The sequence below is a fragment of the Veillonella parvula genome (assembly GCF_036456085.1).
GTDB lineage: Bacteria > Bacillota > Negativicutes > Veillonellales > Veillonellaceae > Veillonella > Veillonella parvula_E.
Genome location: NZ_CP138632.1, coordinates 1,555,412 through 1,568,155, shown reverse-complemented (window position 1 = coordinate 1,568,155; position 12,744 = coordinate 1,555,412). Strand labels below are relative to the sequence as shown.

The window sequence follows — 12,744 nt, the reverse complement described above, 5'->3', positions numbered from 1 at the left end:
AACCTATAGCAGCATTAATCAGGCTATATGTATGGTCCTAAAAAACTTTAATTAATCCAATTTCATATTATATATTTTATGCCATATAAATTGATTTATTTCGATATGATTGCTATACTGAAGTAAATTGATAGTGTTACTTTCACAATTAAAGAAGGGAAATATATGATTGGTTTGGGAACGGCCATTAATATTGGCCTCATTATAGCTGGCAGCCTATGTGGCCTCGCGTTTGGTCGCTTTATGAAAGAAAATTTAAAGCAAACGCTCATGATTGTGAGCGGTATTATCGTGCTTCTCCTCGGTATGAGCGGGGCCATGCAGTATATGCTCGTCATTGTCAATGGATCTCTACAAACAACGGGCCCTCTATTGATGATTATTAGCATGGTTGTAGGTGCCGTTATTGGCGAAATTATTGACCTCAATCATTGGATTACCGTATTTGGTGACTGGGTGAAAGCTCGCACTGGCAACGCTGGTGATCCAAAGTTTACGCACGCCTTTATCACGGCATCTTTGACGTTTACCGTAGGTGCTATGGGTGTACTTGGTTCCATTCAAGATGGCCTTACTGGAAATTATCAGACATTACTTTTAAAAGGCATCCTCGACGGCATCATCGTTATGGTTATGGTATCCTCTATGGGTAAAGGGGCGCTGTTCTCCTTTATTCCTGTAGGTATTACGCAATGGCTCATTACGGCTATGGCACATATTGCAGCGCCATTGATGACACCTAGTGCCATCGATAACCTATCCTACGTTGGATCTATTCTGATTTTCTGCGTTGGTATCGACCTCATCTGGCCTGGCAAAGTACGTATTGCAAACCTTTTGCCAGCCATCTTCGTGGCAATGGGACTTACATTTTTGCTATAACTAGTATTATAAATAATACATAGATTTTTATAAGAGACCTATATTCTCTCAACCTTTAATATGTATTTTATACATGATACGGTCGAGGATGTAGGTCTTTTTACTTTTTAAAATTAATTTAGTTGAAGTGGGAATTAATGATAGTTTTAATTCAATTATGACGATAGGGTAAATTGATTACATTCCGAAATAGGTGGCCAATAGAGTCATCTCAAGTGTAGGAATTAGATGATGTTTTATAGAATCTCTTTATTAAAATTATTTGTAGAATAATTTTAATTCTATGTATAGTTTTTCATCAAGTATATGTTATTGAATTATACCTGTTTAACAGGTATAATTGAAAGAGAGATTCTATGATTATCGGATTTAAGGATAAGGAAACAGAAAAAGTTTACTATCAAAGCTTTTCTAAACGCTTTTCTCCGTTTATACAAAGGTTAGCTCTTCGTAAATTACTATTGTTAGATAATGCTGAATCATTACAAGATTTACGTTGGCCACCAGGTAATCGCTTGGAGTTGTTGCAAGGAGATCGATTTGGTCAGTATAGTTTGCGGATTAATGGTCAATATAGACTGTGTTTTAAAGTGAAAGATAGTAGTAGTTTTTATGATGTAGAAATTGTAGATTATCATTAATAGAGAGGAAATTAATATGGAAAAGTTTATTCCTACACCTACCATTAGTGAAATATTAAAAGAAGAGTTTATGGATCCATTAGGACTATCTGCATATCGATTGGCTAAGGATATACATGTGCCTGTTTCACGGATTCAAGAAATATTGAATGGTACACGATCTATTTCAGCAGATACATCGTTGCGTTTAGCGAAATACTTTGATGTTTCGGAAGGGTATTTCTTGCGTTTACAGATGGATGTTGATTTGCGTACAGCAAAACTTAGTGAGGGGATGGATGAAGTATTATCCTCTATTGCACATTGTGCTTCATTAGAACCCGTAGATTGTCAATAAGAGATTGATAATTTTCGATGTATTTGGTACAATTATCTTAAATTAGTAAGTCATTACAACATTGAATATTGATATAAGGAGAACCTATGTTATTCGTTGAATATCCTAAATGCACAACATGCAAAAAAGCAAAGAAATTCTTAGATGATCACAACATTAAGTACACAGATCGTGACATCAAGTCCGAAAACCCTACAGCAGAGGAAATTGCTGCTTGGTATCCACAATCTGGCAAGGATTTGAAAGCATTCTTTAATACTTCTGGTATGATTTACCGTGAACAACAATTAAAGGATAAATTGCCGAACCTTAGTGAAGAAGAAAAACTAGCATTATTAGCATCTAATGGCATGCTTGTAAAACGTCCTATCTTGGTTCTTGAAGACAAAGTACTTGTTGGATTTAAAGAAGCAGAATGGATTGAGGCGTTGAAGCTCTAATTTCATATTAGTTAACCGAAAGAACAGGTCCCTAAAAGCCTCCATAGCGAGCTAAGTCGTTTTTAGGAACCTGTTCTTTCTACGTTTTAATAAAGAAATTAGAGCTCACAACTAGGACCCCTCATTTATCAAAAATTTTGATTTGTATATTTCTTTTATGTTTTGTATAATAATTACACCATAGCAATACCCCTATGGGTATTTTAGGCGTTAGCAATATAAGTGTTAATAGTATTATTTATAGAAGTAAAAGGTATTTCCGGATTAAGTAAGGCCGGTATCTGATTTATAGAGAGGTCTATATGAAGTTTTTACAGTCTTTATCAGCGCAGGTGTCTCTGCGCACGCAGGGGGCTATTTTGGCACTCGGCTTGTTATTTATCATATTAGATGCGCTTACGGAGCCTATGAACCCAGCTATTGATTTGGCGTGGGTAACGGTCATCATTTGTGGCTTGCCATTGCTCATCAACAGCGTGCAAAGTATTTTGGATCATTTAGAGATTCATGCTAATTTTCTCATCGTGATAGCCATGGTGGCGCTCATTGCGATTGGAGATTATCATACGGCGGCTTATGTAGGTCTCATCGTACATGGTGGCTTTTTCTTAGAGCAGCTTATTACGGGCGACGTACACTATACATTGGATGATGACATGTTGCCGACCATGCCTACACAGCTTGTAGCCTTGCGTCAGGGCATCAACAATTATTCATCCGTCATTGTTGTGGCCGTCATGTTACTTTCTATGGGTTCCTATGCATTGACACAGAACTTTATGCATACCATTACATTGCTAGTTATCCTTTGTCCATGCTCTTTGGAACTCGTTCTTGTAGCACTCATGATGGGGTCCCTTGTAGATGAAAACTCTCCGACGGCGGGGCTTTCAAAAGAGGCGAAACAATGCCATTTGGGCCTACTCATCGTGTCCATTTTGTTCCACGTTGCTATCATCGGTGCTGGCGTGTTAGGATCTATTAATCCTGTAACAGCTGCTGCATTGCACGGCTTGGCGCGACTCGGTCTCGTGTATAATTTGAAAGTATTAAACGGCTCCTTGTGCGTCGCATAAAAAATTAAACTCCCCTAGTAATCCTAAGATTACTAGGGGAGTTTTGTATATACAACAGTGAGTTGCACAGTATGTATTTTACATTACGTATTATATAGTACGTAACGTATTATATGGTACGTATTCTATTGTTGTCCTTTGTCTCCAAGGGTGAGGAGTAGGAATACGATGGATAGGATACATGCACCAACGAGGGCAATGAAACCACCATCCCAACCGTAGAGGTCAACCATGAGACCCATGAAAGCACCAGCACCAGCAGAACCGATGAGGTAACCAAGAAGGCCTGTAAGGCCAGTAGCACCACCTGTTGCTACACGTGGCACCATATCTGCTGCTTGAAGGCCAATCATCATAACAGGACCGTAGATGAGGAAGCCGATAGCAATGAGTGCTAAGTTATCGATGAGGACATTGCCTGCAGGGTTAAACCAGTATACAAGGATCGCTAAGATAACGAATAACATAAAACAAATCGTAGCTGGAGCACGACGGCCGCGGAATACGCGGTCACTTAAGTAACCACTTACAAGCATGCCTGGAATACCAGCCCATTCGTATAAGAAGTAAGCCCAACGGGAACCTTCTTTTGTGAAGCCTTTCACAGCGGTTAAGTAGGTCGGTGCCCAGCTAACTACGCCGTAACGGATGAAGTATACAAAGATGTTCGCAATCGCAAGATACCATAAGTATTTATTATGCAAAATATATTTGTAGAAGATTTCTTTAAAAGTACTTTTTTCTTCATTTTCTGTATGTGTATGAACTACTTCGTGTTTGTATTCTTCGATAGGCGGTAAGCCACAGGATTGAGGCGTATCTTTCAACAATACAAAGGTAATAATCGCTAACACGATAGAAATAAGGGCAGGGAAGAAGAAGATACTATGCCATGTACCGAATAGGTAGATGCCAAGCGTAGCAAGAGGAGCGATAATGCCGCCACCTAGGTTGTGGGACACGTTCCACCAAGACCACCAAGCACCGCGTTCGGAACGGGAGAACCAAGTTACCATGTTTTTTGCATATGGAGGGTAGCCCATACCTTGGAACCAACCGTTTAATAAGGCAAGAACGCACATGATAGGAATACTGCTCATAACACCTGGTAAGGTGCCGAATAATAACATAACTAAAGCACTAAGCAATAGACCTACTGTGGAGAAGTATTTTGGGTTAGAGCGGTCAGACGCATTACCCATAACAAATTTACTTACGCCGTAAGCTACGGATAAGATGGTCATAACTATACCGAGATCCGCTTTAGTGTAGCCGTACTCAGCAATCATGTACGGAACAGCCAAACTAAAGTTTTGGCGGATCAAATAGAATGTAGCATAACCAATAAATGTACCTGCAAAGACTTCGCGTCGAAGACGTTTGTAGGTGGAATCGATTTGCGCCTCTGGTAAACGTTCAATATGAGGAGCAGGAGAGAAAATCGACATCGTTACACATCCTTTCTACAACATGTCATTTGTAATAATACCATGTAGGGTATGTAGTCGACTATACTTAATTTTTTATTATAATAAATAGTTATTAGAAAACTGAATTATGGATAACATTGATTAGGGTGAAATAGTATTGAATAGGTTGAAAATATCAAAATATCTTCTATGTAAAAATTATCAATTTGCAAATATATATATGAATAACTGTTCATGTATTTGCGTAATGAGGCTATGCATGAATAATATAATCTTATTGAATCCGCATTTTTCCTGTACTTTTGAGTGTATATGAATAATTGTACATATTTTGTTATTGACACAAGGTAATGCGAAAATCGTTAGCTTGGCTGACCGTTGGGCCACATGGATTGTAGTGATTGCGTTATTGGCCACGGTTGGCGCCTATGTGGTAACTGGAGAAATCATTCGTGCCGTAACCATACTCGTTGTGTTCTGTCCTTGTGCTCTCGTATTGGCAACGCCGGCAGCGATAATGTAAAGGAAATTCCTCACTTAGTGGCATTATCTAAACGCATGATGACTACTATTAAAATTAATCTTTCTTTCTCCTTGCTTTTGAATTTTGTAGCTATCATTTTGGCTATGATTGGTACATTATCCCCAGTTTGGGGCGCCCTTGTTCACAACGGCGGTAGCCTCCTCGTAGTGGCAAACTCTGCATTACTATTGCGTTGGGCTTACAAATCTAACCACGTAGTAGATGATGATCATTCCGTTCTTGTGAAAGCAGCGCGTAAACGCGTGTTTGAGGCTTAATAGTAGTTTATTATACATATAAGTATGGAGTGTGCATCGATTTGATTACTAAATCGGTGAGCGTTAAAAAATAATATAGTCAATAAAAAGCGCTATCTATCCCACAACTCTATTTGAGTTTCGTTAGGGATAGATAGCGCTTTTGTTTAACTTATAGTATGAAATCGATGGTTTTTAGTGTTGATTAATCAATATATGTTACAGGATAGCCTTTTGGCTCGATTTCACGGCGGTTAAGGCCATTTGGCATATCTGGATAGCCGATAGCAAGGCTAGCGTAGACTTTTTCGTCTTCGATCAGACCTAGTTCACGCATTTTAGCTTGAATGCGTTCGTTATCTTGCAGATGGCGGATTTGGTTAACCCAGCAGCTGCCAAGTTCTAGTTCGTTGCAAGCGAGCATCATGTTTTGCATAGCACATGACACGTCAGCAAAGTTGTTGGCATAATTTGGTTTGCTAGCTAATACGATGAGCACAGGTGCATTATAGTGGAATACAAATTTGCCTTCGGCGGACATCTTAATGATATTCACCATGTAAGGTAATGTATTTTCTGTAATCGGCATTTTGCCGTATTCTTCTTGAATAAGTGTTACTAGTTCTTTGAGCACGACTTGGTTCGTAATGACCATGAAATGTGTTAATTGTGTATTGCCACCAGATGGAGCACGACGACCTGCGTCGAGTACTTGATCGATGAGCTTTCTAGATAATTGATCAGCTTTAAATTTACGTGTACTATGACGAGTTTTAATACATTCTAAGGTATTCATGTGGTCCTCCTATGACAAATGGGATTTGATATAGAGTTTCTTTTATTATACTACAAGGAAGGACCTAGAAAAGGACGTATTTTTACTAAGTTATTTATTAGGAGAGGGTCCTGTAACGAAAGAAGATTTCCTTGAAAACAAAAACTATAATCTTCAAATATCAAATTAATTTATAAATAAAAGTAACAACTTTATGGTATCATTTTTACCCATAAATTCTATAGAAGCGCCTAATTCTTAACGAATAAGAAAATAAATATTTATTAATTGACAAATTTAAAAATATCTGTTCAAAGTAGGCTTTTTACGTTGACTGTTTACCGTAAAATTGTGTACAATTAATTAGTAGATAATTGTGTGCATATGGAGGTAGAATATGGCAGAAATTGGTGTACTTGAAGGGTACAAACATAAAGAAGATGTTCCTGATTCAGAATATTTAAGATTGGAAAATCAATTGAGCTTTCCACTTTATGTAGTGGCGAAGGAAATTGTTAATGCATATCGTAATCACTTAGATCCTTTAAATTTAACATATACTCAATACATCGTAATGATGGCATTGTGGCAATATGGTGATTTATCCGTTAAGGAATTGGGCCAAGTATTGCGCCTTGATTCCGGTACATTAACACCGCTTTTAAAGAAATTAGAAGCAAAAGCATTCTTGAAACGCAAACGCAGCCGTCAAGATGAACGCGTAGTTATGGTAACTCTTACTGACACGGGCAAAGCATTACGTGATGTAGCTGTTCATATACCACGACGCTTGGCTGAAGCGTCAGGTCCTATTTTTGACGTAGAAGAAACACGTCAATTGCGTATGTTGCTCAATAAATTACTAGAAGCAATCGATAACGCAAACGCAAAAACAGCAGAGAACATGAAGGGCTAATTTGATACAATCTCATATGCATATATTCTGTAACCTTGGAAATCTAAAAATTTTATTAAAAATGTGATATACTATACCTATAGCGTATTGTATTCAGGTCATGTGAGAGTATGACTGATTCGTGATTTGCCCTCGTGGCACAAAGGAGAGCATTATGAATAAAAATTTATTAGGTGCATTTGTATTAGCCGGTACATTATTAGTAGGTGGTGTTGCAAACGCAGCAAACTGGAATGGGTTAGCTAACTACCCAGAGGTTCCAAATAGTGCAAATGGTACAGAAACGTATTTCTTTGATAAAGCATCTGAGTTTAAAGGTATCGATAGCAGCCGTAACCATGTATTTGGTGTTAATGTAATTAACATGCATAATAACGAATATGGGGAAGCTACATTGTTCAAATATCTTGTTCATCCAAGCTTACATACTGTATATCGTTACGCTCCAGATGGTCAAGTTTACCAAATTCAACCTGGAACAAATGAGTTCAATATGTTCATGGCTGCTTGGAAAGAAGTATACGGCACAACTTTCGAATTCCCAGCGTTATAATCTGATGGCTCGTGCCGTAATAATTACATAACTATTGCTGGTGAAAGCTCCTTTTGGGCTTTCACCAGTGTTGTTTATGGAGGTTTTTTATGTCTAAATCTGAATTTGCTCAAGCCTACACGGAGCGTATGTTCCCTGATATTGCAGCCCCAGCAGGTTATATTGATCCAGAGTTTGAAGTATTGTTTGATAATTTTGCCTTTGATGAAGTCATTACCGAAGAAGGCCGTAATGTACCAGCAAAGGATCGCTTCTTAGCCATTCTTGCAACATTAGTAGGCGCCTCTGCTGTTGATGAATATGCATTAATGCTACCGGCAGCATTAAACTTTGGTCTTATTCCTGATGAAGTGGTAGAGCTCATTTATCAAGCGGTGCCCTATCTTGGCATCGGACGTGTGCGCCCATTCTTTAAAGTGACCAATAAGATTTTTGACTATCGAGGAGAAGCTATTGTTGATCCATCTCGTAGCACGATTACTGGCGAGTCTCGTCTTGAAAAAGGCGTAGAAAAACAAGTGGAAATCTTCGGCGAGTCTATGCGTAATTCTTACCAAGAAGGACCAGAAGATATTCGTCACATCAATAAATGGCTTGCCAATATGTTCGGCGATTACTATACGCGTAAAGGCCTTAGCGTGGCTCATCGTGAAATGATTACCTTTTGCTTCCTTGCGGCTCAAGGTGGCTGTAAAGCTCAACTCAAGGCTCATGTAGAAGGCAATTTGAACGTAGGGAACAGCAAACAATATTTGATTAACATCGTATCTCAATGCGTGCCGTATATCGGCTATCCTCGTACCTTAAATGCTCTTCGTTGCATTCAAGAAGGCTACACCGCATGGGAAGCTAAACAATAAAGGAGTTCTATGTTTGATTTAAATCCGGTTCAGATATTAGCAAGTATTCCTGCTATTATGATCGTTTTTTCTATCTTTGGATATGCAGAGGCGAAGGTAGCAACTTGGTTTGGTGATCCAACGCCGCGTCTGGCGGGACGCCTCACATTGTCACCAATGGCGCACCTTGATCTAATTGGTACCATCTGTATTATTCTTGTTGGCTTCGGTTGGGCAAAACCTATGTCAATTAATCCGTCTTACTTTAAAGATCCACGACGTGATATAAGCTTGCTTGCTTTTGCAGGTCCTGTGGCAGGTCTTATAGCAGGCTTCATATTCACCTTTATATATATGCTTCTTGGAAAATTAGGCCTCATGGAGTCCCAAGGTCTTGCCATGGTTATGCAATATATTATTTTATATAGTATTGGCTTATCAATCTTCTGTTTGATTCCGTTCCCACCATTGCCTGGATTTAATATCATCTTGCCGTGGTTGCCTACAGAGTGGCAGATGAAATATTACCAATTAGGGATGCTTAATTTACTATTCTTTATCATCCTTATTAACACACCCATTATTTCTATGGTTATTCGTCCATTACAACAAACGATATTTAAAATCTACTTTGCCATTATTGGGCTCATACTATAATTATATTTTGTGAAAGTCTCTACCATAAAGATAATATCTTTATGGTAGTTTTTTATAGATAGATTTAGTATATATATCGTGTATTTGTACATTCTACTGTTTTTTATGGTAGCAGGTTAACTTTTGACTGTTCTTTAGATTTTATATTAAAAACTATCGATATAGTTCCTCGATTGTGTTATAATGAGTACGGAAATCGTAAATTTTCGATATAGCAATATTATAGTATTTCATTAGATACTATTGATATAGTAAATCGATATACTAAATTGATACTGTATATAGATATTCAAGTGAATAGAAGAGGAATTACATATGAATTTTGAAGAAAATCAAGTGCCAGAGGCGATTCTGGACAAGCTTACAAAGGTGTGTACTTGCCGTAGTATTACGCGCAAAACGATTAAAGAAGCCATTTTAAATGGTGCTCATACATTTCCACAAGTAAAAGAAGTAACTCGAGCTGGCACGGGCGCTTGTGGTGGTAAAGGCTGTGGGCCTCGCATCGTAAAGCTCTTAGCTGAAATGAAAGAACAAGGCAAAATTTAATTTGCGAAATGTAACATACACATTTTACACATCCAAAATGTAAGATACATAGTTTACACCCCAAAATGTAAACTATAATATTTACACAACAAAAATGAAACATATAAAGATTGTTATTTGATTCTCTCAATGGATATACCCGTTGGGTTCTCGAGTAACAATCTTTTTGTTTTGTAAGATACATATACTATACTGCTACTTGTCGTGTGTTGGTTATGTTGGGCTCGTTTATATTTTTTGATATACTATACATAATACTTTTTAGAGCTTTAAGGGAGGTATGCATGTTTCGACGTTTCATAGCAGCCACTATGATTGGTGCATTAGCACTCACAACGGGTTGCGGTTTACATAATCCATTTACTTCAAAGGCAGAGCCTGTGACCTATGAGTCTGTGGCACAAAGCGAACTTTCACCAGAGCAAAAGGTGGACAAGTTAGTGGCGAATATGTCCGATGCAGACAAGGTGGGTCAATTGTTGATGATTGGCATTCACGGCACAACGCTAAACGATGACGCTAAATTTATGCTCAACGAGTACCGTGTGGGGGGCATCATCTTGTTCGATCGAAATATGGAGTCCAAGGATCAAGTTAAAACGCTCATTGCAGATATTAATAAGGCTGGTAAAAACGCGGGCTTAACGCCATTGTTCCTCGGCATCGACCAAGAGGGCGGTACAGTAGCGCGCATGGAGGATCAGCTCATCAAGGTTCCTCCTGCTGAGGAGCTAGGTAAGGCACCTATTGAACAGGCTGCATCCTTGGCAAAACAGTCTGGTGCGGAACTAAAAGACTTGGGCTTTAACATTAACTTTGCTCCTGTGGCGGACTTGGGATTAACCTATGGCCGTTCTTATAGTACGAACCCTGATGAGGTCGTTCGCTATGCAGGCGCCGTTGGCAAGGCTTACGATGAAGCGGGCTTGTGGTATTCCTATAAGCACTTTCCGGGCATTGGTAAGACCGATGTAGACTTGCACGCAGATACAAGCATCGTTCCTGTATCTAAAGAAACATTGCTTTCAGAGGACACAAAGGTATTTATAGACCTTATCAAACAGTCTAAACCGAATACCTATACAATCATGGTGTCTCATGCGATGTACCCACAAATCGATCCAGATCATCCTGCTAGTTTATCGAAAGCGATTATTACGGATTGGTTGCGCAAGGACATAGGCTACAATGGCGTTGTGGTAACGGACGATATGGACATGGGTGCCCTTGCAAATCACTATACCTTTGGCGATATGGCGGTGCAATCTATCCTAGCAGGTAGCGATATCTTGCTCGTATGTCACGAATACGAACACATGCAAGAGGCTTATAATGGCCTTATGAAAGCCGTGAAAGACGGTCGTATCTCGAAAGAACGACTCGATGAATCGGTGAAACGTATCTTGCTTATGAAAATGAGCAAAATTTCTTAGGCTATTTATTTTATTGGTAGGAATTAATTAAGCGTATAACGAATATAGAAAGTGGAAGTACTATTCATTGAAATCGCATCTGAGTTGACACTTAATGGAGACAAACTTTAGAATCGTTACAATAGAAAAATATATAGTGTATACATAACGAGCTTTCAAGGATTTTATTAAACCGATAGAGAATTAATAAGTAAAGTGATTCTCTGTCGGTTTATTTTTTATTGTATAGTTTGTTTTGTTAGGAGTGAAGTATATGGCTCGCAGAATAATGTTGAACGGTACGTCCTATTTTGGACAAGGCGCGATTCAGGAGATTGTGAACGAAATTAAGAATCGCCATTTCAAAAAAGCCCTCGTTACATCTACGCCAGATTTATTTGAATTTAAAGTGGCTACAAAGGTTACGGAGTTGCTTAATGCGGCAGGTATTGCTTATGAAGTCTACGACGGTATCAAACCAAATCCTACCATCGAAAACGTAACGGCTGGTGTTGAGGCTTGTAAAGCGGCTGGCGCTGATGTTATCGTTGCCGTTGGCGGTGGTAGTCCAATCGATACAAGTAAAGCGATTGCTACTATTATTACGAACCCTGAGTTCGCCGATGTACGCAGCCTTGAAGGTTTAGCGCCTACTAAGAATCCGTGCTTGCCAATCATCGCTGTTACTACTACATCTGGTACGGCAGCAGAGGTTACTATTAACTATGTTATTACGGATGTTGAAAAGAACCGCAAATTCGTTTGTGTTGATCCTCATGACATTCCAATCGTTGCCATCGTGGATCCTGATATGTCCGCATCTATGCCAACAGGTCTTTGCGCTGCCACAGGTATGGATGCCCTCGTACACGCCGTAGAAGGTTATATCACAAAAGGTGCGTGGGAGCTAACTGATATGCTCCATTTGAAAGCTATCGAAATCATCGGTCGTTCCTTGCGCAGCGCTGTGGCTGGTGATTATACAGGTCGTGAAGCCATGTCTTTAGGTCAATACATCGCGGGCATGGGCTTCTCCAACGTAGGCCTCGGCATTGTTCACTCCATGGCTCATCCATTGAGTGCTGTGTACGATATTCCTCATGGCAAGGCTTGTGCCATGCTGTTAACAGCAGTATTGAAATTCAATGCCCCTGCTACAGGTGAAAAATACCGTGAAATCGCTCGTGTTATGGGCGTTCCTGATGTAGATAGCATGAATCAAGAAACCTATCGTCAAGCAGCAATCGATGTCATCCAAAAGCTAGCTGATGATGTAGGCATTCCTAAATCCCTTAGCGAAGCGGGCGTGAAACGAGAAGACATTCCATTCCTCGCTGAATCTGCTTTCAACGATGCATGTACACCTGGTAACCCACGGGACGCATCCTTAGAAGAAATAATCGGCATCTATGATTCCATATTCTAATTAGCGTCTTTACATATTTCAAATGCCTCCG

At 39.3% G+C, this 12,744-nt stretch carries 16 protein-coding genes; 14 read left to right on the top strand and 2 right to left on the bottom strand.

The window, feature by feature from the left end; genetic code table 11:
* Nucleotides 1-165: 165 nt before the first annotated feature.
* The 5 genes from PK1910_RS07575 (at nucleotide 166) to PK1910_RS07555 (ending at nucleotide 3,376) form a co-directional block, all read left to right on the top strand.
* The gene (locus tag PK1910_RS07575; protein WP_008714647.1) at nucleotides 166-882 is read left to right on the top strand and encodes a DUF554 domain-containing protein; all 717 of its coding nucleotides are present in this window, start codon (nucleotides 166-168) and stop codon (nucleotides 880-882) included.
* Between the two features lie 356 nt (nucleotides 883-1,238).
* Entirely contained in the window at nucleotides 1,239-1,523 is a 285-nt protein-coding gene (locus PK1910_RS07570; protein WP_004694505.1) for a type II toxin-antitoxin system RelE/ParE family toxin, read from the top strand.
* Between the two features lie 16 nt (nucleotides 1,524-1,539).
* Nucleotides 1,540-1,860, top strand: a complete 321-nt coding sequence (locus PK1910_RS07565) for a HigA family addiction module antitoxin (RefSeq protein ID WP_058948305.1) — start codon at nucleotides 1,540-1,542, stop codon at nucleotides 1,858-1,860.
* A gap of 86 nt (nucleotides 1,861-1,946) precedes the next feature.
* Nucleotides 1,947-2,300 carry a Spx/MgsR family RNA polymerase-binding regulatory protein gene (locus PK1910_RS07560; RefSeq protein ID WP_005384960.1) on the top strand — a complete coding sequence of 118 codons (354 nt, stop codon included), beginning with the start codon at nucleotides 1,947-1,949 and terminating at the stop codon, nucleotides 2,298-2,300.
* A 302-nt stretch (nucleotides 2,301-2,602) separates the two neighbouring features.
* Entirely contained in the window at nucleotides 2,603-3,376 is a 774-nt protein-coding gene (locus tag PK1910_RS07555) for a hypothetical protein (RefSeq protein ID WP_021148765.1), read from the top strand.
* A 125-nt stretch (nucleotides 3,377-3,501) separates the two neighbouring features.
* Here the strand turns inward: PK1910_RS07555 and pgtP are convergent, their stop codons facing one another.
* On the bottom strand, nucleotides 3,502-4,824 hold the full coding sequence (gene pgtP, locus PK1910_RS07550; RefSeq protein ID WP_021148764.1) for a phosphoglycerate transporter protein PgtP: 1,323 nt from the start codon (nucleotides 4,822-4,824) through the stop codon (nucleotides 3,502-3,504).
* A 313-nt stretch (nucleotides 4,825-5,137) separates the two neighbouring features.
* On the opposite strand from pgtP, the gene PK1910_RS07545 reads away from it, so the two are divergent.
* The gene (locus PK1910_RS07545) at nucleotides 5,138-5,329 is read left to right on the top strand and encodes a P-type ATPase (protein ID WP_058948304.1); all 192 of its coding nucleotides are present in this window, start codon (nucleotides 5,138-5,140) and stop codon (nucleotides 5,327-5,329) included.
* 17 nt (nucleotides 5,330-5,346) lie between these two features.
* A complete protein-coding gene (locus tag PK1910_RS07540) occupies nucleotides 5,347-5,607 on the top strand; it encodes a hypothetical protein (protein WP_058948303.1) in 261 nt (86 codons plus the stop codon).
* A gap of 184 nt (nucleotides 5,608-5,791) precedes the next feature.
* Here PK1910_RS07540 and PK1910_RS07535 read toward each other — a convergent pair whose 3' ends face one another.
* A complete protein-coding gene (locus PK1910_RS07535; RefSeq protein ID WP_058948302.1) occupies nucleotides 5,792-6,382 on the bottom strand; it encodes a nitroreductase in 591 nt (196 codons plus the stop codon).
* A 376-nt stretch (nucleotides 6,383-6,758) separates the two neighbouring features.
* On the opposite strand from PK1910_RS07535, the gene PK1910_RS07530 reads away from it, so the two are divergent.
* From PK1910_RS07530 to fucO, 7 genes are all read left to right on the top strand, one after another.
* Nucleotides 6,759-7,277 carry a MarR family winged helix-turn-helix transcriptional regulator gene (locus PK1910_RS07530; protein ID WP_058948301.1) on the top strand — a complete coding sequence of 173 codons (519 nt, stop codon included), beginning with the start codon at nucleotides 6,759-6,761 and terminating at the stop codon, nucleotides 7,275-7,277.
* Between the two features lie 154 nt (nucleotides 7,278-7,431).
* A complete protein-coding gene (locus PK1910_RS07525; protein WP_058948300.1) occupies nucleotides 7,432-7,830 on the top strand; it encodes a hypothetical protein in 399 nt (132 codons plus the stop codon).
* A gap of 89 nt (nucleotides 7,831-7,919) precedes the next feature.
* Nucleotides 7,920-8,690 (top strand): carboxymuconolactone decarboxylase family protein, encoded by a 771-nt coding sequence (locus tag PK1910_RS07520; RefSeq protein WP_058948299.1) that lies wholly within the window; start codon nucleotides 7,920-7,922, stop codon nucleotides 8,688-8,690.
* Nucleotides 8,691-8,699: 9 nt separating this feature from the next.
* Entirely contained in the window at nucleotides 8,700-9,326 is a 627-nt protein-coding gene (locus tag PK1910_RS07515; protein WP_058948298.1) for a site-2 protease family protein, read from the top strand.
* A gap of 315 nt (nucleotides 9,327-9,641) precedes the next feature.
* On the top strand, nucleotides 9,642-9,875 hold the full coding sequence (locus PK1910_RS07510) for a (2Fe-2S)-binding protein (RefSeq protein WP_024061575.1): 234 nt from the start codon (nucleotides 9,642-9,644) through the stop codon (nucleotides 9,873-9,875).
* A gap of 284 nt (nucleotides 9,876-10,159) precedes the next feature.
* Nucleotides 10,160-11,308: a glycoside hydrolase family 3 N-terminal domain-containing protein gene (locus tag PK1910_RS07505; protein ID WP_058948297.1), complete on the top strand. Its 1,149-nt coding sequence runs from the start codon at nucleotides 10,160-10,162 to the stop codon at nucleotides 11,306-11,308.
* A 253-nt stretch (nucleotides 11,309-11,561) separates the two neighbouring features.
* Nucleotides 11,562-12,713 (top strand): lactaldehyde reductase, encoded by a 1,152-nt coding sequence (fucO, locus tag PK1910_RS07500; protein ID WP_058948296.1) that lies wholly within the window; start codon nucleotides 11,562-11,564, stop codon nucleotides 12,711-12,713.
* Nucleotides 12,714-12,744: the final 31 nt, after the last annotated feature.

Excerpts from the sequence above, each read along its gene's own strand:
- PK1910_RS07575 (WP_008714647.1), top strand. The coding sequence starts at position 166 with ATGATTGGTTTGGGAACGGCCATTAATATTGGCCTCATTATAGCTGGC.
- PK1910_RS07570 (WP_004694505.1), top strand. The coding sequence starts at position 1,239 with ATGATTATCGGATTTAAGGATAAGGAAACAGAAAAAGTTTACTATCAA.
- PK1910_RS07565 (WP_058948305.1), top strand. The coding sequence starts at position 1,540 with ATGGAAAAGTTTATTCCTACACCTACCATTAGTGAAATATTAAAAGAA.
- PK1910_RS07560 (WP_005384960.1), top strand. The coding sequence starts at position 1,947 with ATGTTATTCGTTGAATATCCTAAATGCACAACATGCAAAAAAGCAAAG.
- PK1910_RS07555 (WP_021148765.1), top strand. The coding sequence starts at position 2,603 with ATGAAGTTTTTACAGTCTTTATCAGCGCAGGTGTCTCTGCGCACGCAG.
- pgtP (WP_021148764.1), bottom strand. The coding sequence starts at position 4,824 with ATGTCGATTTTCTCTCCTGCTCCTCATATTGAACGTTTACCAGAGGCG.
- PK1910_RS07535 (WP_058948302.1), bottom strand. The coding sequence starts at position 6,382 with ATGAATACCTTAGAATGTATTAAAACTCGTCATAGTACACGTAAATTT.
- PK1910_RS07530 (WP_058948301.1), top strand. The coding sequence starts at position 6,759 with ATGGCAGAAATTGGTGTACTTGAAGGGTACAAACATAAAGAAGATGTT.
- PK1910_RS07525 (WP_058948300.1), top strand. The coding sequence starts at position 7,432 with ATGAATAAAAATTTATTAGGTGCATTTGTATTAGCCGGTACATTATTA.
- PK1910_RS07520 (WP_058948299.1), top strand. The coding sequence starts at position 7,920 with ATGTCTAAATCTGAATTTGCTCAAGCCTACACGGAGCGTATGTTCCCT.
- PK1910_RS07515 (WP_058948298.1), top strand. The coding sequence starts at position 8,700 with ATGTTTGATTTAAATCCGGTTCAGATATTAGCAAGTATTCCTGCTATT.
- PK1910_RS07510 (WP_024061575.1), top strand. The coding sequence starts at position 9,642 with ATGAATTTTGAAGAAAATCAAGTGCCAGAGGCGATTCTGGACAAGCTT.
- PK1910_RS07505 (WP_058948297.1), top strand. The coding sequence starts at position 10,160 with ATGTTTCGACGTTTCATAGCAGCCACTATGATTGGTGCATTAGCACTC.
- fucO (WP_058948296.1), top strand. The coding sequence starts at position 11,562 with ATGGCTCGCAGAATAATGTTGAACGGTACGTCCTATTTTGGACAAGGC.